The sequence below is a fragment of the Novosphingobium sp. SG751A genome (genome assembly GCF_013149295.1).
Taxonomy (GTDB): Bacteria; Pseudomonadota; Alphaproteobacteria; order Sphingomonadales; family Sphingomonadaceae; genus Novosphingobium.
Window position 1 is genome coordinate 17,687 of record NZ_JABGCB010000009.1, and the last position, 17,088, is coordinate 34,774.

The 17,088-nt window shown below is 63.7% G+C and carries 14 protein-coding genes; 7 read left to right on the plus strand and 7 right to left on the minus strand.

The window, feature by feature from the left end:
- Positions 1 to 97 precede the first annotated feature (97 nt).
- Genes FHW96_RS13210 through FHW96_RS13230 form a run of 5 tightly spaced genes read right to left on the minus strand, consistent with a single transcriptional unit; the run spans position 98 to position 3,609 of the window.
- Complete coding sequence (locus FHW96_RS13210) at positions 98 to 793, minus strand: ATP12 family chaperone protein (RefSeq protein ID WP_172341059.1); 696 nt, start codon at positions 791 to 793, stop codon at positions 98 to 100.
- Complete coding sequence (locus FHW96_RS13215; RefSeq protein ID WP_172341060.1) at positions 793 to 1,014, minus strand: hypothetical protein; 222 nt, start codon at positions 1,012 to 1,014, stop codon at positions 793 to 795. The genes FHW96_RS13210 and FHW96_RS13215 overlap by 1 nt, the downstream gene beginning before the upstream one ends.
- Positions 1,011 to 1,676: an HAD-IA family hydrolase gene (locus FHW96_RS13220; RefSeq protein WP_172341061.1), complete on the minus strand. Its 666-nt coding sequence runs from the start codon at positions 1,674 to 1,676 to the stop codon at positions 1,011 to 1,013. Before FHW96_RS13220 ends, FHW96_RS13215 begins: the two co-directional genes overlap by 4 nt.
- On the minus strand, positions 1,673 to 2,272 hold the full coding sequence (locus FHW96_RS13225) for an FMN-binding negative transcriptional regulator (RefSeq protein ID WP_172341062.1): 600 nt from the start codon (positions 2,270 to 2,272) through the stop codon (positions 1,673 to 1,675). Before FHW96_RS13225 ends, FHW96_RS13220 begins: the two co-directional genes overlap by 4 nt.
- Positions 2,272 to 3,609, minus strand: coding sequence for an RluA family pseudouridine synthase (locus tag FHW96_RS13230; protein ID WP_172341063.1), 1,338 nt, complete (start codon positions 3,607 to 3,609; stop codon positions 2,272 to 2,274). Before FHW96_RS13230 ends, FHW96_RS13225 begins: the two co-directional genes overlap by 1 nt.
- 305 nt (positions 3,610 to 3,914) lie before the next feature.
- Here FHW96_RS13230 and rpsU point away from each other — a divergent pair, with 305 nt between their 5' ends.
- The 5 genes from rpsU to gatB all read left to right on the plus strand — a co-directional run bounded on the left by rpsU (position 3,915) and on the right by gatB (position 8,496).
- Positions 3,915 to 4,121 (plus strand): 30S ribosomal protein S21, encoded by a 207-nt coding sequence (gene rpsU, locus FHW96_RS13235; protein ID WP_168603737.1) that lies wholly within the window; start codon positions 3,915 to 3,917, stop codon positions 4,119 to 4,121.
- A 229-nt stretch (positions 4,122 to 4,350) separates the two neighbouring features.
- A complete protein-coding gene (locus FHW96_RS13240) occupies positions 4,351 to 4,890 on the plus strand; it encodes an FKBP-type peptidyl-prolyl cis-trans isomerase (protein WP_172341064.1) in 540 nt (179 codons plus the stop codon).
- Positions 4,891 to 5,029: 139 nt separating this feature from the next.
- Entirely contained in the window at positions 5,030 to 5,332 is a 303-nt protein-coding gene (gene gatC / locus FHW96_RS13245) for an Asp-tRNA(Asn)/Glu-tRNA(Gln) amidotransferase subunit GatC (protein ID WP_168603735.1), read from the plus strand.
- A complete protein-coding gene (gene gatA, locus FHW96_RS13250) occupies positions 5,332 to 6,813 on the plus strand; it encodes an Asp-tRNA(Asn)/Glu-tRNA(Gln) amidotransferase subunit GatA (RefSeq protein ID WP_172341065.1) in 1,482 nt (493 codons plus the stop codon). The genes gatC and gatA overlap by 1 nt, the downstream gene beginning before the upstream one ends.
- Positions 6,814 to 6,990: 177 nt before the next feature.
- Positions 6,991 to 8,496, plus strand: a complete 1,506-nt coding sequence (gatB, locus tag FHW96_RS13255) for an Asp-tRNA(Asn)/Glu-tRNA(Gln) amidotransferase subunit GatB (RefSeq protein WP_172341066.1) — start codon at positions 6,991 to 6,993, stop codon at positions 8,494 to 8,496.
- Between the two features lie 252 nt (positions 8,497 to 8,748).
- Here the strand turns inward: gatB and FHW96_RS13260 are convergent, their stop codons facing one another.
- Both FHW96_RS13260 and FHW96_RS13265 read right to left on the minus strand, forming a co-directional pair.
- Positions 8,749 to 11,613 (minus strand): pitrilysin family protein, encoded by a 2,865-nt coding sequence (locus FHW96_RS13260; protein ID WP_172341067.1) that lies wholly within the window; start codon positions 11,611 to 11,613, stop codon positions 8,749 to 8,751.
- A gap of 88 nt (positions 11,614 to 11,701) precedes the next feature.
- Positions 11,702 to 12,292 (minus strand): outer membrane protein, encoded by a 591-nt coding sequence (locus FHW96_RS13265; RefSeq protein WP_172341068.1) that lies wholly within the window; start codon positions 12,290 to 12,292, stop codon positions 11,702 to 11,704.
- Between the two features lie 240 nt (positions 12,293 to 12,532).
- Here FHW96_RS13265 and FHW96_RS13270 point away from each other — a divergent pair, with 240 nt between their 5' ends.
- Together FHW96_RS13270 and clpB are read left to right on the plus strand one after the other, a co-directional pair.
- The gene (locus FHW96_RS13270) at positions 12,533 to 14,299 is read left to right on the plus strand and encodes a M28 family metallopeptidase (protein ID WP_253950945.1); all 1,767 of its coding nucleotides are present in this window, start codon (positions 12,533 to 12,535) and stop codon (positions 14,297 to 14,299) included.
- A 176-nt stretch (positions 14,300 to 14,475) separates the two neighbouring features.
- Positions 14,476 to 17,055 carry an ATP-dependent chaperone ClpB gene (clpB, locus tag FHW96_RS13275; RefSeq protein ID WP_172341069.1) on the plus strand — a complete coding sequence of 860 codons (2,580 nt, stop codon included), beginning with the start codon at positions 14,476 to 14,478 and terminating at the stop codon, positions 17,053 to 17,055.
- The last annotated feature ends 33 nt before the right edge of the window (positions 17,056 to 17,088 follow it).

The window sequence follows — 17,088 nt, forward strand, 5'->3', positions numbered from 1 at the left end:
CGCAGGCCTTACAAATCACATAACCTTGCAAATTGTCCGCCACTCCATAACGGGATTGCAAAGGGCCGCCGCCCTTTGCCCGCCTTAGGTCAATTCCTTACCCCCGCACCATCCCGACAAACTCCGCCGACAAGGCAAAGGCCTTCGCCCGCTTCTCGCGGCGTTCCTCGGCTTCCCAATCGCGGCCCCAGAGGTCGGCCTGCCATTCTTCCTCAAGGCTGGCGGCGGCCCAGAGCGCAGCCACATCCGCCTCCGGTTCCGCAGCCTCCAGCGCGATCAGCAACGATGCCGCAAGGCTGGCCATATTGCGCAGGGCCGCCAGTGTGAACGCATCGGCATCCTCCAGCCGAGCGCGCAGGATAGCGAGGCTTTCTGCGGGCTGAGGCTTGTGCATGATGCCGCTGATGCGCTGCATCCGGATACCGTGGCGCGCTTCGGCGGCGGCCAGAAATGGCTCCCACACCTCGTTCTGACGCTCAAACAGCGCGTCCTCGGGATCGGCGCGATAGCACAGCGTGTCCGTTTCGGCATAGGGCAGCAGCGAGGCGATGGCCTCGGCCCGTTCGCGCCCGACCACGTCCAGCGCATAATCGGCCATATCGCGCAGGATGAAACTGGTAGGGTCGATCTCTTCCCCTTGCGCCGCCCATTCGGCGGCCAGCGCCTCGGCCAGAGCCTTGGTCGGCACCTTTTGCGGCTGTCCGCCCACCGTCCGAATCGCGCGCTCGTCAAGCGTCACCTGCCAGGCGCCCTTTTGCCCGGCGACCGATACTTCCTTGTAAAACCGCTTCATTACGCCCCGTCTTGCTTCTTCCAGCGTTTCACCAACCGGCTGGGAAAGATCAGCGCGTAATAGATCCCGCCCAGCAGGACCAGCAGGCCGACCAGACGCGGCAGATCAACCTTGCCCGCCATGATCGCCGCGCCCACCATCGCCACCAGCACGCCGACAAAGCGCACCACGTTCAACCGCTTGAACCGCGCCTTGGCCAGCATTTCCGCGTCCATGCTCATCCCAGTAACTCCCGCAAGTGCTCCGGATCGCGCGCGACCGCATCGGCGCCCGCGGCCATCAATTGCGCCACGCTGTGATAGCCCCAGGCCACGCCCAGCGCCCGAACGCCCGCGCTGCGCGCCATGGCCATGTCAAAGCTGGTGTCGCCGATCATCACGCTGTCCTGCGGCATTGCGGCGGCCTCGAACAGAGCGGCTTCCAGCATGGCAGGATGGGGCTTGGAGGGATGGCGGTCGGCGGTCTGCAGTGAGATAAAATGGTCGGACAGCCCGTGCATCGCCAGACAATGCGTTAACCCGCGATCACTTTTGCCTGTGGCCACCGCCATGGCCCAGCCATCGCTGCGCAGCCCGTCGAGCAGGCCCCGGATGCCGTCATACAAAGGCTCACCGATCCGCCCGGAATCGCGCGCGCTGCGATAGGCGTATTTATATTCCTCGACCAGCGCGGCTTGTTGCTCGGTCTCAAGATCGGGGCGGAGGCGACGCATGGCCACCGGCAGGCTGAGCCCGACAATCTGGCGCACTGCCTCACGCGAGGGAGGAGTCAGGCTCTGCGCGCGGAAGGCATCGACCATCGCGGCCTGAATATCATGCTGGCCGTCGACCAGCGTGCCATCGCAATCGAACACGGCCAGCCGGGTTGCATTAGGCTGCGTCATACCAGCCCCCGCATGATCGCGGCCATCGCATGGCTCCCGGCTTCTTCCAGTCCGGCGGCGACCTGTTCGCGCAGTTCGGGGCTCTTGTTCTGCGACAACTTGAAGGTCGGGCGCCATGCCTGCACCTCCATCTCAAAGCCGACAATCGCGCCCATCAGCTTGTCGATATAGGCCGGATCGGATTTCTCCATCGTCCATGCTGGCGGGGGCAGCTTGGCCTCCTCCTGCGCGGACAGGGCCTCCAGCAGGCCGTAAAGCCCGTGGTGGTCCATCCGGCGTACCGGCCCCTCCATTTCCAGCGCGACATAGTTCCATGTCGGCACCTGATTGGGGTCGTCACCGTACCAGCGCGGCGAGACATAGGCGTCAGGCCCATTGACCACCGCCAGAGCCACCATGCCGTCAATGTGGCGCGCCAGCGCATTGCTGCGCGCCAGATGGAACTGCACCGTCCCGTTTCCGGTTGAAATCAGCGGTACATGCGCCACGCGCGGCCCATCGGGTGTGGTGGCAAAGATCATGGCAAAGCCGATCCCGCCAATCAGCCGTTCAAACAGCGCGCGGTCGCCCTGACGAAAGGCGGGATTGGGATGCATTAACGCTGACCTCGCGGTGCGGGCGGCCTCCCGGTGGGGCGGCCTGCGGGCTTGCCAGCAGGCTTGCCGGCGGGACGCGGGCCGGTGGGCTTGGCGCTGGGCTTGCTGCCCAGACCTTTTTTCGGGCCGGATTTGCGCGGGGCTTCGGTGCGGACGCCGGGACCTTTGCGGGAATCGCTCTTGCGGGCATCGGGACGGCGCGAATCGCCCTTGTGCGAATCGTTGCGCGTCCGGCCCGTATCGGCGCGACCGCGGCGCTCGCCCTTGCGCTCCTTGCGGTAGTCCTTGGCATGGGCCTTGGCTGCGGCCTTCTTTTCCTCGCGCCCCCATTCGCCGGTGGGATCGGGAATATATTCGCCCTCGGATTCCTCAAAGCCAAGCTGGGCAAGGCTGGCCGCCATGTGATCGGGCAGGGGCGCCTCGACATCCAAAGGCGTGCCATCGGGATGCTCGATGATCAGGCGGCGGGCATGGAGATGCAGCTTGCGGCTGATGCTGCCTGAAAGGAAAGCGTCCGGCCCGCCATATTTGCCATCGCCCACGATGGGGTGGCCGATCGCGGCCATGTGCACGCGCAACTGATGGGTGCGGCCCGTCAACGGTTGCAACTCGACCCAGCAGCAGCGGTTGCCCGCGCGGTCGATCACGCGATAGCGGCTCTTGGAGGGTTGGCCCTGTTCGGATTGATCGACCATCATCTTTTCGCCGCCCGAACCGGGCTGCTTGGCCAAAGGCAGATCGATCAGCCCTTCGTCGATGGATGGTACGCCCACCACCAGCGCCCAATAGACTTTCTTGGCCGTGCGCCCGGAAAAACGCTTGGAAAAGAAGGCCGCGCTGCCCGGCGTAGCGGCGACCAGCAGAACGCCCGACGTGTCCTTGTCCAAACGGTGGACAAGGCGCGGGCGCGGGCCGCCATTGGCATAGGCGTCGAGCAGGCCGTCGACATGCTCGAACGTGCCGCTGCCGCCCTGGGTGGCCAGGCCGGGGGGTTTGTTGATGACGATGGCGCTGGGGTCGCGGTGTAGGACGATGGAATCGGCCAGTTCGAGCTGCGCCTCGGTCAAAGGCTTGCGGGCGCGCACGCCCTTGCCGCCGCCGATTCCCACGATGCTGTCGCCGGGGGGCACGCGCACGGTCTGGCCCTTGGCCACGCGGTCTTCGGGGGCGGCGCGCTTGCCGTCGATGCGGATCTGGCCGGTGCGGGCCCAGCGGCTGATCGTGGCAAAGCCGATCTGGGGCAGGTGGCGCTTGAACCAGCGGTCCAGACGAATGCCGTCGTCATCGCGACCGACGACAAATTGGCGGACCTGATTGGAAGATGCTTCATGACTCATAGGCCGCCCCCTAGCGTATGGCGGGGCTTGCGTATAGTCCGGGGGGCCGGCGTACAGGAAAAGTGCGGCCAAGCAGTTGCCATCGCCCCGTTTATAGGCTTTAGGGCGCGCCGCGCGCCTTGGTTGGCGAGTCACGTTTCGGTTGATGGCAGCTTGCCTTTGCCCCGCGACTCTGCTAGCGGGCCGCAAATCCAGCCGACCCCACAGGGATTCGGCGCAAGATTCGTTGCAATCCCTTGGGTGAACCCCCGCTCTATCGAGATGGGTGGGGCTCTGGCCGACAGATATTTGAGGTGGTTCTTTTTATGCAGATTCTCGTCCGCGAAAACAATGTCGATCAGGCCCTGCGCGCTCTCAAGAAGAAGTTGCAGCGCGAGGGGGTGTACCGCGAGATGAAGCTGCGTCGCCACTATGAAAAGCCCTCGGAAAAGCGTGCTCGTGAAAAGGCCGCCGCTGTGCGTCGCGCCCGCAAGCTGGAGCGTAAGCGCGCCGAGCGTGACGGCGCCAAGTAAGGCGTCTTTCGGTCTTCACTGACCGAATCAAAAAGCCCGCCGGCCCGGCTGTCTGAAAAGATGGCCATGGTCGGCGGGCTTTTTGCTGCGTGCTGTCCGGGCGCTCTTCGGCAAATTCGTGGTCTTTAAGACCTGTGTTGCGCTTGCACAGACCATGGCGCGGCTGTAGGGAGGCGGCCAAGTGTTTGGGCCGTATCCGGCCATTGATCGCATAGGACAGGATTGCACCATGACCGAGATCACCCGCGTTCCCCTTCAGCCGTTGAGCAAGGGTTCGGTTTCGAAAATCTGGCTTGGCACGCTGGTGGCCGTGCTGGTGGGCGGTACCGTGGCCGTGGCCGCGCGGCCGCCGCTGGTGGGCGTCAAGACGCTCAAGGCCGGTGAAGGCCCCAATCCGACCGTGGCCGATCTGGTGATGGTCAATTATGTCGGCAAGCTGGATAATGGCACCGTGTTCGACCAGAACAAGAATGTCGTGATGCAGATGCAGGGCACGATCCCCGGTTTCGCCAAGGCGCTGGCCCAGACGCAGCGCGGCGGCAAGTATCTGGTTAAGATCCCGGCCAAGCTGGCCTATGGCGACAAGGGTGCCGGGCCGATTCCGGCCAATTCGAACCTGACGTTCGAGCTGGAAGTGATCGATTTCCGCAACCGTGCCGAGCTGGAAATGCAGCAGCGCATGATGGAGCGCATGTCGCGCGCGCAGGGCGGTGCTCCGGGCGCGGAAGCCCCGGCCGCAGAGGCTCCGGCGGTTCCGGGCGCTCAGTAAAGCGCCTTGCTTGAAGCGCCGCAGAGGCGGTGCTAGCGTTTGAATAAGCGCGAGGGGCGGGTGCCACAGGTGGCAGGCTGCCCCTCGCTTTGTTATGGGCCGGATGATCCGGCCCGGTTTTAACGGCAAAGGTTGTTGCATGTCGGTCGATACCGCCACAGTGGCCCGGATCGCCAGTCTTGCCCGCATCAAGGTGAGCGAAGGCGAGTTGGAAGCAATGGTTCCTGAACTCAATGGCATCCTCAATTGGGTGGAGCAATTGGGCGAGGTGAATGTCGAAGGGGTCGAGCCGATGACGGCCGTGATCCCCAATACGCTGCGCCTGCGCGCGGATGTGGTGAATGCCGATCCGTTGACGGGCGGCGGCATTCGCGATGCGGTGCTGGCCAATGCGCCGGCGGCCGAGCATGGATTTTTCGGCGTGCCCAAGGTGATTGAATAATGACTGGTTTGACCGATCTGGGCCTGATCGCGATCCGCGACGGCGTGGCCAAGGGCGAATTTACCGCTGTTGAAGTGGCGCAGGCGTTCAACGCCGCCGTGGCTGAGGCGCAGGAGGCGTTGAACGCCTTTATCGTGACCACGCCCGAGGCGGCGCTGGCTGCGGCCGAAAAGGTCGATGCAACCCGCGCGGCGGGCAAGGAACTGGGCAAGCTGGCGGGCGTGCCCATCGGCATGAAGGATCTGTTCGCCACCAAGGGCGTACAGACTTCGGCCGCGTCGAAGATTCTGGAAGGCTTTACGCCGCAGTATGAATCGACCGTCTCGCAAAAGCTGTGGGATGCGGGCGCGGGCATGTTGGGCAAGCTCAACCTTGACCAGTTCGCGATGGGTTCGAGCAATGAGAGCAGCGCCTTTGGCCCCGCGATCAGCCCATGGCGCCGCAAGGGCGACACGGCGGCGTTGACAGCGGGCGGTTCGTCGGGCGGCTCCTCGGCGGCGGTGGCGGCCCGGCTGTGCCCGGCGGCAACCGGCACCGACACCGGCGGCTCGATCCGCCAGCCTGCGGCCTTTACCGGCATTTCGGGCATCAAGCCGACCTATGGCCGCTGCTCGCGCTGGGGCATCGTGGCTTTCGCCTCCTCGCTCGATCAGGCCGGGCCGATGGCGCATGATGTGGCTGATTGCGCGCTGATGCTTGAAGCGATGGCCGGGTTCGATCCCAAGGATGCGACTTCGCTCGATATGCCGGTTCCGGATTGGTCGGCGCTGCTGAACGCGGATCTCAAGGGCAAGAAGGTGGGTATTCCGCGCGAATATCGCATCGAGGGCCTGAACGCCGATGTTGCCAAGGCATGGGATGATGGCATCGCATGGCTCAAGGATGCCGGGGCCGAGGTGGTGGACATCTCGTTACCTCATTCCAAATATGCGCTGGCGACCTATTACATCATCGCTCCTGCCGAGGCATCGTCCAACCTCGCGCGTTATGATGGCGTGCGTTATGGTCTGCGCGATCTGCCCGATGGCGCGAACCTTCAGGACATGTATGCCGCAACCCGCGCCGCCGGTTTCGGGGCAGAGGTCAAGCGTCGCATCCTGATCGGGACCTATGTGCTCTCGGCCGGTTTCTATGACGCCTATTACACGCAGGCGCAGAAGGTCCGCACGCTGATTTCGCGCGACTTTGAAGAAGCCTTTAGGCAGTGTGACGTGATCCTCGCGCCTACCGCGCCGACGCCTGCCTTTGCGCTGGGCGAAAAGAGCAATCCGCTCGACCTCTATCTGGGCGACGTGTTCTCGGTGCCCGCTTCGTTGGCGGGCCTGCCCGCGATGAGCGTGCCTGCGGGGCTGTCGAGCGATGGCTTGCCGCTGGGCTTGCAGATCATTGGGCGGCCGTTTGATGAACAGGGCGTGCTGAACGCGGGCCTTGCAATCGAACAGCGGGCGCAGTTCTCGGCCAAGCCGGAGAAGTGGTGGTAAGCTTGCTCGATCTGCTGGAACTGGCCGGGGATGTATTTGATTTCATCCCTCTGGGCCGGTTCCGGCGGAACGATGATGATGCCGCGCCGCGTCGGCAACGGGCGAAGCGGCTAAAAGATGAGGGGGCGAAGGGACGGCATCGGCTGTTCTCTCGCTCCAAGAGTGGACCGACAGACAATGACTGAATCAACCTATCGCATTCAGGGCGCAACGGGCGAATGGGAGGTCGTGATCGGCCTTGAGGTCCATGCGCAGGTCACCAGCAACGCCAAGCTGTTTTCGGGCAGCGCGACGGCCTTTGGCGCAGAGCCGAACAGCCAGGTGTCCCTGGTGGACGCGGCGATGCCCGGCATGTTGCCCGTGCCGAACATGGAGTGCATCCGTCAGGCGGTGCGCACCGGCATGGCGATTGAGGCGGCGATCAACAAGTGGTCGCGTTTTGACCGCAAGAACTACTTCTATGCCGATTTGCCGCAGGGCTATCAGATCAGCCAGCTCTATCATCCGCTGGTGGGCGAGGGATCGCTGACCATTGAGGCGGATGAGAAAGCGGGGATCCCCGAGCCCAAGGTCATCGGCATCGAGCGCATTCACGTCGAGCAGGACGCGGGCAAGCTGATGCATGATCAGCACCCGACGATGTCCTATGTCGACCTGAACCGCAGTGGCGTGGCGCTGATGGAAATTGTCAGCCGTCCCGACATGCGTTCGCCCGCCGAAGCAGGGGCTTACCTGTCGAAGCTGCGCCAGATTGTTCGCTACGTGGGTTCGTGCGACGGCAATATGGATCAGGGCTCGATGCGCGCGGACGTCAATGTCTCGGTGCGCCGTCCGGGCGATGAATTCGGCACGCGCACCGAAACCAAGAACGTCAATTCGGTGCGCTTCGTAATGGCCGTGGTGGAATCGGAAGCCAAGCGTCAGGTCGCGCTGATCGAGGACGGGGGCAAGGTGGTGCAGGAAACGCGCCTCTATGATCCGGACAAGAACGAGACGCGCTCGATGCGGTCGAAGGAAGATGCGCATGACTATCGCTACTTTCCCGATCCCGACCTGTTGCCGCTTGTGCTCGACGATGCCTTCCTTGAGGAATGCCGCGCCTCGTTGCCTGAACTGCCTGATGCCAAGCGCGCACGCTATGTCGATGGGCTAGGCCTGTCGGCCTATAATGCGGGCGTGCTGACCAACGATGTCGATACGGCGCGCTGGTTCGAGGCACTGCTGGCGGCTACGGCGTCGGCCCAGAACAAGCCTGAAGCCGATGTGGCCAAGCAGGCCGCCAACTGGCTGCTGTCGGAATTTTTCGGGGCTTTGAATAAGCTGGGGAAGGATCTGTCCTCCAGCCCGATCAGCCCCGAAGGTGCGGCCGAACTCCTCGCGCTGGTCGGCAATGGCACGATCTCCGGCTCCATCGCCAAGCAGGTGCTGGAAAAGATGCTGGAAACCGGCGATGCCGCCGGCGTGATCGTCGAGCGCGAAGGGTTGAAGCAGAACTCCGACACCGGCGCGATTGAGGCGGTGATTGCCGAAATCCTGACCAAGAATGCCGACAAGGTCGAGCAGTATCGCGGCGGCAAGGAGGCCCTCTTCGGTTTCTTCGTCGGTCAGACCATGAAGGCGATGCAGGGCAAGGCCAATCCGCAGATCATCAATGAGCTGCTGAAGAAGGCTTTGGCTGGGTGAAGCAAAGGGGATGCCTCCGGCGGGTTAAGGGCTTTGGCCCTTAACAATCCCCATACTGTATGCTTTGCGCTGTAAGTTCGACTGAGGTTGAATGGCGCGGCGTTTGAATTGAAAAAGCCTGCGGCGCCGATTAGCTGGCGCCGCAGGCTTTAATTTTAATCGGCTTGCGTATCAGCGCCCCGGCCAAGCCGAGGCACCACCCCATAATGGGATTGCAAAGGGACCGAGTCCCTTTGCCCGCCGGAGGCAAACTTACTTGCCCGCCGACACCTCCACCGGCAACCCCACATCCTTCAACTGCGCTTCAACCTTGGCCTTGTCGCCCACGACGACAAAGGTCAGGCCCTCGGGTTGCAGATATTCCGCCGCCTTGGCCTCCAGCGCCTTGGCGTCGATGCCGCGATAGAGGGCGGGCAGCTTGCGATAGTAATCATCGGGCCGCCCCAGCCGCTCATTGGCGGCAATTGCGCCCAGCACCTGCCCATTGGTTTCAAACTTGTTGGGCAGACCGCGGATGTTGCCGTCGGTCACGCGCTGCAATTCCTCGGCGGTGACGGGTTTGGCCCCCGGAAACGCTTTCATGTCGGCGATCATGGCCTTGATCGAATCTCCGGTGCGGTCGGTCTGGACCGGGGCGAACAGGATCATGCTGCGCGCGCCCAGAGGCTGGCGCACGGCGGTCGAGACGCCGTAGGACCAAGCCTTTTCCTCACGGATGTCGAGGTTGAGGCGCGAGAGGAACCCGCCGCCCAGCACTTCATTGGCCAGATCGAGCGCTTCCTGCCCAGGCGCGCGCCCGTCGATGGCCAGCACCTTGCCCGCCACGATCATCGACTGGGGCGAACCGGGCCGGTCGATCAGCACGATGCGCGGGCGCACCGTGGGCAGCGCGGCGTTCAACGCCTTGGTCGGCTTTGCGCCTGCCGGAGCCTTCCATACGCCCAGCGCCGCCTCCAACCGGGGCAGCAATTCAGCCATTGTGATATCGCCCACTACGGTCACACGGGCCAGATCGGGGCGCAGCCACTGGTCATGCGCGGCGCGCAGATCCTGCGAGGTCAGCGCCTTCAAGGACGCCGCATTGCCCAAGCCATCGGAGGCATGGCCATAAGGGTGGTTTGGCCCGAACAGCAGAGGATTGATCGCGCGCAGCGCCACACCGCGCGGATTGGCCATGGTCTGGGCCAACGCGGCCAGACGCTGATCCTTGACCCGCGCCACTTCGGCAGGCGCAAAGGCGGGGTGCAGCAGCACGTCCGTCATCAGCGAGAGCGAGGGCGCCAGATTGGTCGAGAGCGCCGAAAGCGTGATCGAACTGGTATCCAGACTGCTGCCCGTCTCGATGCTCGCGCCCAGCCGTTCCTCTTCCTCCAGCACCTGCACCGCGCTGCGGTTCACGCCGCCGGTGGCGTCCTTGACCGTGCCTTCCTTCAGCATCGAGAGCATCAGCCCCTGCGTGCCGGGTGTGTTCTGCGAATCCGCCGCAATCCCCGCGTCAAAACCGATGCTGACCAGCACCTTGGGCACCGCCGTGCGCCGCGCCAGCGTCACCGGCATCCCGTTGGACAGCGTGGCATGTTCGACCGAGGGGAAGGCCAGTTCGCCCACCGGGGCCACCTCGGGCGTGGCGCGCGGGGGCGATTGCGGCACGGGGGGCACGGGGGCTTTGGCGTCGGGCTTGGGCGCGGGACGGGTGGCCTCATCGCCCCAACCGCCCAGCAACTCGCCCTTCTGTTTGCGCTCACCCGGGGTTACGGCAATGGCCAGCACGGGCCGCTTCATCCAGCGCGCCGTAGCCGCCTTGATCGCTGCGGGGGTCAGTGCGGCCAACTCGGCCAGATCCTTCTTATACTGCGCCGGATCGCCCGAATACATCAGGCCCTCGGCCAGCGTCGAGCCCTTGCCGCCAAAGCCGCCGACAACCTCCAAAGCGCCGATCTCCGCCGAGACAGAGCGCGTGGCCGCCCGCTTTACCTCATCGGCATTCGGCCCGGTGGCCAGGAAGCGCGCGATTTCCGCGTCCAGCGCCGCCTCGGCCTTGGCGCGGGGCACACCCGGTTTCACATCCATCGAGATTTCAAGGAAGCCGACCTGTTCATGCGTCTCGAATTCGGCGCTGACCGACACGGCCACCTGCTTGCCCCGCACCAGCGCATTGTCGAGCCGCGAGGAGGCCAGCCCGCCCAGCACGCTCATGCCCAAATCCAGCGCGGCGGCGTCCTTGTCATTCAGCCCCGGCCCGGACCAGATCCGCATGATCCGCGTGGTGGCCACCTTGTCCTGCATTTCGACCCGCTTGGGGGCCTTGAGCGTCACCGGCCCGGCCACAACAGGTTTCACCACCGGCCCGGCGGGAATGTCGCCAAAATACTTTTCCACCAGAGGCCGCGCGCTGGCTGCGTCAATGTCGCCCGTCAGCACCAGCACGGCATTGTTCGGCCCATAGTGGTCGGTGAACCAGTGGCGCACGTCCGAAAGGCTGGCCGCATCAAGGTCGGCCATCGAGCCGATGGTCTGGTGGCGATAGGGGTGGCCGATGGGAAATAGGCCATCGGTTTCGGCATAGCGCAAGAGGCCATAGGGCTGATTATCGCCCTGCCGCTTTTCATTTTGCACCACGCCGCGCTGCTTATCCAGCTTGTCCTGCGTCACCGCCCCCAGCAGATGGCCCATGCGGTCGCTTTCGAGGAACAGCGCCAGCGGCAAGGCGCCAGTCGGCACGGTTTCGACATAATTGGTGCGGTCGTACCATGTGCTGCCATTGGTGCTGGTCGAACCGGCGGCCTCTAGCGGCACGTCGAAATTGGCCACATTCTCGCTGCCGCCAAAGAACAGATGCTCGTAGAGATGGGCAAAGCCGGTCTTGCCGCGCGGCTCATGCTTGGACCCGACGCGGAAATAGGTGGTGACGCCGATGATCGGCGCCTTGCGGTCGGTATGGACCAGAACCGTCAGCCCATTGGCCAGCTTGAAGCTCTCATAGGGAATATCGACCTTCTTCACCAGTTCGGCCAAAGGCGTGGTGGGCGGCGTGGTCGATGGGGCTTGAGCAGAGGCGGGCTGGGCGGAGAGGGCTAGGGCAAGTGCCAGCAGCGGCGCGGAAATCTGGTGTCGCATGGTGTTTCCCGTCAATGGAATGCACCATGGGTAGTTTCATCCCCTTCCTGTCGCAAGGATGAACCGCGCGTCAGGAAGGGAAGAGCATTCAGAAGCCGTAGATCATGCCTGCAACCACCTGATGGCGGTCGAAGCTGACGCCGGTCTTGGCGCCGTTGAGGGTAAGTTCGCCATAGTTGGTATAGCGATATTCGAGGCGCATACGCACTTTGTTGAGCATATATTCGGTGCCGACCCCGACGCGGATGCCGTCCATCGTCGTGCTGCCGTGATAGATATTGGCGCCCGTGGCATCGGCCACATCAAGCGTGCCCAGCGCATTGGAATAGCCCGCCTTGGCATAAGTGAGCAGATGCGGGGCGACCATATAGCCGAATTTGGCGCCGACAAAGATGTCGCGGCCTACGCCGACCTTGAGAGAGCCAACCCCGGCCATCGTCTCGCGAAGGGCTGCCGAGCTGCCCATCACTTCGACTTCAAAGCCGAGACGGCTGCGCTCCCCCGTGCTGGTGTCCACGCCCACCACGCCGCCAAAGGCTACGCCGCTGCGGCCGAGGGAGGTGGTCGAATCGCTGCCGATCACGCTGTCATAGCCTACGATCGGGCCAGCATAGACCTCCATGTCGGGATTTTGATAATCGATGCGCGGCGATGCCGCCATGGCGGGTGATGTGGCCATGACTGCGGTTGCCGCAAGCGTCCGGCGGACGGCGGAAAGAATGGTCATTTAAGGGTATCTCCGAGGGAGGATGAAACGGGACGAACCCGCCCAACTGGTCGTCTTAAGGTTAAATACTGGTTTTCATTATTGATTTTTAATGGCATTTTTATGCGCAATGGTTTGGTGCACCGGTGCTTGTCTGTCGCAAGACCGCCCCCTATGCTGACACGCATGTCAGTTTCCGTAAAAGAGAGATACATGCCCTCTGTTGCCAAGTTTTCCGCCTGTCTGATCCCCGCGTTGATGATGATCAGCCCGGCCCATGCCATTGAATCGGTCGAGGCCACCGAGGCTATGTATGAAGAGGCCGGGGCGCCGGTTGCCGCCAAGCCTGCGGTCAAAGCCGAGGCGCCTGTCCGCGCCGAAGCCGACCTGCCGCTCGATCCGCGTTTTTCGGCCCAGCGCATCCGGTCCGACATTGCTTTTCTGGCCGATGATCTGCTTGAAGGGCGCGATGTGGGCAGCCGGGGCCATGAGATTGCCGCGCGTTTTGTGGCGCAGCGCTTTGCCTCGCTGGGCCTGACGCCGATGGGCGACATCGGCCCCGACGGCAAGCGCGGCTGGTTGCAGCGCATCACCTTCCAAAAGACCTCGTATGCCGATGGCCCGGCGGGGATGGAAATCACCGGACCCAAGGGCAAGGTCAGCTTTGAGCATGGCAAGCAGGTGATGATCAGCGCCAGCGCCAATGAGCCCAAGCTGGATATTTCCGCGCCGCTGGTGTTCGTCGGCTATGGCGTCGACAATGATCTGCTGGGCATCAACGATTACAAGGGGCTGGATGTAAAGGGCAAGATCGTGGTCGTGCTGCGCGGCTATCCGGCGGGCATGGCCAGCGAGGAGGGCGCGCATCTCTCGGCCACCAAGGCGCAGATGGCGCAGGCGCATGGCGCAATCGGCGTGATCACACTGGCCACCAATATTTCGGCGCGGGCGCGGCCCTGGGAGCGGGCGCTGCAATATGCCTTCTATCCCAGCTATGCCTGGGTGGGCGAGGACGGCAAGGCCAATGAGGCTGCGCCTGGCATCCGCATGGCCGGGTCGATCAGCGATGAGGCCGCCGTTGCGCTGCTGGCGGGGGCGCCCCGCACACTGGCGCAGATCCGCGCCGAGGCGGACAAGGTCGGCGGGCGGCCCAAGAGCTTTGAACTCAAGACCTCCTTGCGCGCTTTCGTCAGCAGCAAGTCCGAGCGCGTGACCAGCCCGAACATCGTGGCCATGCTGCCCGGCGGCGATCTGAAGGATCAGACCGTGGTGCTCTCAGGCCATCTCGATCACCTTGGTGTGGGCGTGGCCAAGCCGGGCGATGCGCCGGATAAGGACCGCATTTACAATGGCGCGATGGATAATGCCGCAGGCAGCGCGACCACGCTGGAGGTCGCCCGCGTGCTTTCCGAGGATAAGCAGGGGCCGCGCCGCTCGGTGGTGTTCCTGATTTCGACGGCGGAGGAAAAGGGCCTGCTGGGCGCCGATTATTACGCCAACCATCCCACGGTTCCGGCCGCCAGCATTGTCGGCAATGTCGATCTGGACATGCCGGTGTTGCTCTATCCGTTTACCGATGTGGTGGCCTATGGAGCGGATCATTCGACGCTGGGGCCGATTGTGGCGGCGGCGGTGCGGCCGATGCAGGTGAGCCTTGCGCCCGATCCAATTCCGGCTGAAACGATCTTTGTGCGCTCAGACCACTATCGCTTTGTGCGCAAAGGCGTGCCGGCGGTGTTTCTGGCCACGGGCTATGCCAATGGCGGGGCGGCGGCCAATGAGGCGTTTCTGGCCAAGACCTATCACCAGCCGGGTGACGACATGAATCAGGCGTGGGACTGGCGTGCGGGCGCCCGCTTTGCCGAGGCCAATTATCGCATCACCCGCGCCATGGCCGATGGCAACACGCCGCCGCTGTGGTTCAAGGGCGATTTCTTTGGCGATACTTATGCCTCGGGGTCGGCCAAGGCTGCCAAATAATCCCAAGTAAGCCCGCGCGGCGTTTGAGCGTTCGTTGGGCGATGATCTCTCTCATCGCCCATCCGGGTTGCCTGAGATCAAAGAACCGGGGAACATGGGGCGGTAAATTCTTGTTGCAAGGGCTTGTGTGGCGATTTTGTCACACTACCTTGTGAGGCAACGGAGGAACCGACCCCATGAACCTCGAAAAGTTTACTGACCGCGCCAAGGGTTTCCTGCAAGCCTCGCAAACCTTGGCGATCCGCCTGAACCATCAGCGCATCACGGCGGAACATATTCTCAAGGCCCTGCTGGAGGACAGCGAGGGCATGGCCAGCGGGCTGTTGCAGCGCGCCGGTGGCAACCCGGCGATTGCCGGCGCCGAACTGGACAAGGCCTTGAGCAAGATCCCGGCGGTGTCGGGATCGGGCGCGCAGGCGCAGCCCGGCCTCGACAATGATGCCGTGCGCGTGCTGGACAGCGCGGAGCAGATCGCCACCAAATCGGGCGACAGTTTCGTCACCGTAGAGCGCATCCTTGTCGCGCTGGCTCTGGCCACGACCACGGCGGCGGGACAGGCGCTCAAGGCCGCCAATGTCACGCCGCAGGCGCTGGAGGCCGCGATCACGGCCCTGCGCGGCGGGCGCACGGCGGACAGCGCGGGCGCGGAAAACGCCTATGACGCGATGAAGAAATATGCCCGCGATCTGACGCAGGCGGCCAAGGACGGCAAGCTCGACCCCGTCATCGGGCGCGACGAGGAAATCCGCCGCACGGTGCAGATCCTCGCCCGCCGCACCAAGAACAACCCTGCGCTGATCGGCGAACCGGGCGTGGGCAAGACCGCGATTGCCGAAGGCCTCGCGTTGCGCATTGCCAATGGCGACGTGCCCGACAGCCTCAAGCATCGCCGGTTGATGGCGCTCGACATGGGCAGCCTGATCGCGGGCGCCAAATATCGCGGCGAGTTCGAGGAACGTCTGAAGGCGGTTCTGGACGAGGTGAAAGGCGCGGAAGGCGAGATCATCCTGTTCATCGACGAGATGCACACGCTGATCGGGGCTGGCAAAAGCGAAGGCGCGATGGACGCGGGCAATCTGCTCAAGCCCGCCCTGGCGCGCGGTGAATTGCATTGCATCGGCGCGACCACGCTGGATGAATACCAAAAGTATGTCGAGAAGGACCCTGCCTTGCAGCGCCGGTTCCAGCCCGTTTTCGTGGGCGAACCGACGGTGGAGGACACGATCTCGATCCTGCGCGGATTGAAGGAGAAATACGAGCTGCACCATGGCGTGCGGATTGCGGATAATGCGATTGTCGCGGCGGCCACCCTGTCGAACCGCTATATTGCCGACCGTTTCCTGCCCGACAAGGCCATCGACCTGATGGATGAGGCCGCAAGCCGCATCCGCATGGAGGTGGAGAGCAAGCCGGAGGAAATCGAAAACCTCGACCGGCGCATCATCCAGCTCAAGATCGAGGAAATGGCGCTGGCCAAGGAATCGGATCAGGCATCGAAGGATCGGCTGGCTGCTCTGCGCGAGGAACTGGCCAATGCTGAGCAGAAGTCGGCTGAGCTGACCACCCGTTGGCAGAACGAGCGCGACAAGATCGCCGCCGAGGGTAAGATCAAGGAGCAGCTTGATGCAGCCCGCATCGAGTTGGAACAGGCGCAGCGCAAGGGCGATCTGGCCCGCGCGGGCGAGCTGTCCTATGGCCGCATCCCCGACCTGGAGCGTCAGCTTTCCGAGGCGCAGTCTCAGGCGCAAAACGCCATGTTGCGCGAGGAAGTGACCGCCGATGACATTGCCGGTGTGGTCAGCAAATGGACCGGCGTGCCGGTTGACCGCATGCTGGAAGGAGAGCGGGAAAAGCTGCTGCGCATGGAAGAAGTGATCGGTCAGCGTGTGATCGGCCAGAAGGATGCGGTCGTGGCCGTCTCCAAGGCTGTTCGCCGCGCCCGCGCCGGTTTGCAGGACCCCAACCGCCCGCTGGGCAGCTTCCTCTTCCTTGGCCCGACGGGCGTGGGCAAGACCGAGTTGACCAAGGCGCTGGCCGGGTTCCTGTTCGACGATGACAGCGCGATGGTGCGCATCGACATGAGTGAGTTCATGGAGAAGCACGCCGTTTCGCGCCTGATCGGCGCCCCTCCGGGCTATGTCGGCTATGATGAAGGCGGGGTGCTGACCGAGGCGGTGCGGCGGCGGCCCTATCAGGTCGTGCTGTTCGACGAGGTGGAAAAGGCCCACAGCGATGTGTTCAACGTGCTGCTTCAGGTGCTTGACGATGGCCGTCTGACCGACGGGCAGGGGCGCGTGGTGGATTTCACCAACACGCTTATCATCCTGACCAGCAACCTTGGCAGCCAGTATCTGGCTAATCTGCCCGAGGGCGGCGATGTGGAAAGCGTGGAGCCGCAAGTGATGGAGGTGGTGCGCGGCCATTTCCGGCCCGAATTCCTCAACCGGCTGGACGAGATCATCCTCTTCCATCGGCTTGGCCATGAACATATGGCGCCCATCGTCGATATTCAGGTGGGCCGGGTGCAGAAGCTGCTGAAAGATCGCAAGATCACGCTGGCCATGACCGAGGCGGCCAAGCGCTGGCTGGGCCGGGTGGGCTATGATCCGGTCTATGGCGCGCGGCCTCTGAAGCGGGCGGTCCAGCGCTATTTGCAGGACCCGCTGGCCGAAAAGCTGCTGGGGGGCGAGGTGCCCGATGGCAGCACGGTGAATATCGACGAGGGCGATGGCGCGCTGCATATCGACGTCGCGTGAAAAAAAGGGGGCCGGGGGTGAAATCCCGGCCCC

What these genes read in the sequence shown, in the direction of transcription:
- FHW96_RS13210 (WP_172341059.1), bottom strand. Translation starts at nt 793, where the DNA reads ATGAAGCGGTTTTACAAGGAAGTATCGGTCGCCGGGCAAAAGGGCGCC.
- FHW96_RS13215 (WP_172341060.1), bottom strand. Translation starts at nt 1,014, where the DNA reads ATGAGCATGGACGCGGAAATGCTGGCCAAGGCGCGGTTCAAGCGGTTG.
- FHW96_RS13220 (WP_172341061.1), bottom strand. Translation starts at nt 1,676, where the DNA reads ATGACGCAGCCTAATGCAACCCGGCTGGCCGTGTTCGATTGCGATGGC.
- FHW96_RS13225 (WP_172341062.1), bottom strand. Translation starts at nt 2,272, where the DNA reads ATGCATCCCAATCCCGCCTTTCGTCAGGGCGACCGCGCGCTGTTTGAA.
- FHW96_RS13230 (WP_172341063.1), bottom strand. Translation starts at nt 3,609, where the DNA reads ATGAGTCATGAAGCATCTTCCAATCAGGTCCGCCAATTTGTCGTCGGT.
- rpsU (WP_168603737.1), top strand. Translation starts at nt 3,915, where the DNA reads ATGCAGATTCTCGTCCGCGAAAACAATGTCGATCAGGCCCTGCGCGCT.
- FHW96_RS13240 (WP_172341064.1), top strand. Translation starts at nt 4,351, where the DNA reads ATGACCGAGATCACCCGCGTTCCCCTTCAGCCGTTGAGCAAGGGTTCG.
- gatC (WP_168603735.1), top strand. Translation starts at nt 5,030, where the DNA reads ATGTCGGTCGATACCGCCACAGTGGCCCGGATCGCCAGTCTTGCCCGC.
- gatA (WP_172341065.1), top strand. Translation starts at nt 5,332, where the DNA reads ATGACTGGTTTGACCGATCTGGGCCTGATCGCGATCCGCGACGGCGTG.
- gatB (WP_172341066.1), top strand. Translation starts at nt 6,991, where the DNA reads ATGACTGAATCAACCTATCGCATTCAGGGCGCAACGGGCGAATGGGAG.
- FHW96_RS13260 (WP_172341067.1), bottom strand. Translation starts at nt 11,613, where the DNA reads ATGCGACACCAGATTTCCGCGCCGCTGCTGGCACTTGCCCTAGCCCTC.
- FHW96_RS13265 (WP_172341068.1), bottom strand. Translation starts at nt 12,292, where the DNA reads ATGGCCACATCACCCGCCATGGCGGCATCGCCGCGCATCGATTATCAA.
- FHW96_RS13270 (WP_253950945.1), top strand. Translation starts at nt 12,533, where the DNA reads ATGCCCTCTGTTGCCAAGTTTTCCGCCTGTCTGATCCCCGCGTTGATG.
- clpB (WP_172341069.1), top strand. Translation starts at nt 14,476, where the DNA reads ATGAACCTCGAAAAGTTTACTGACCGCGCCAAGGGTTTCCTGCAAGCC.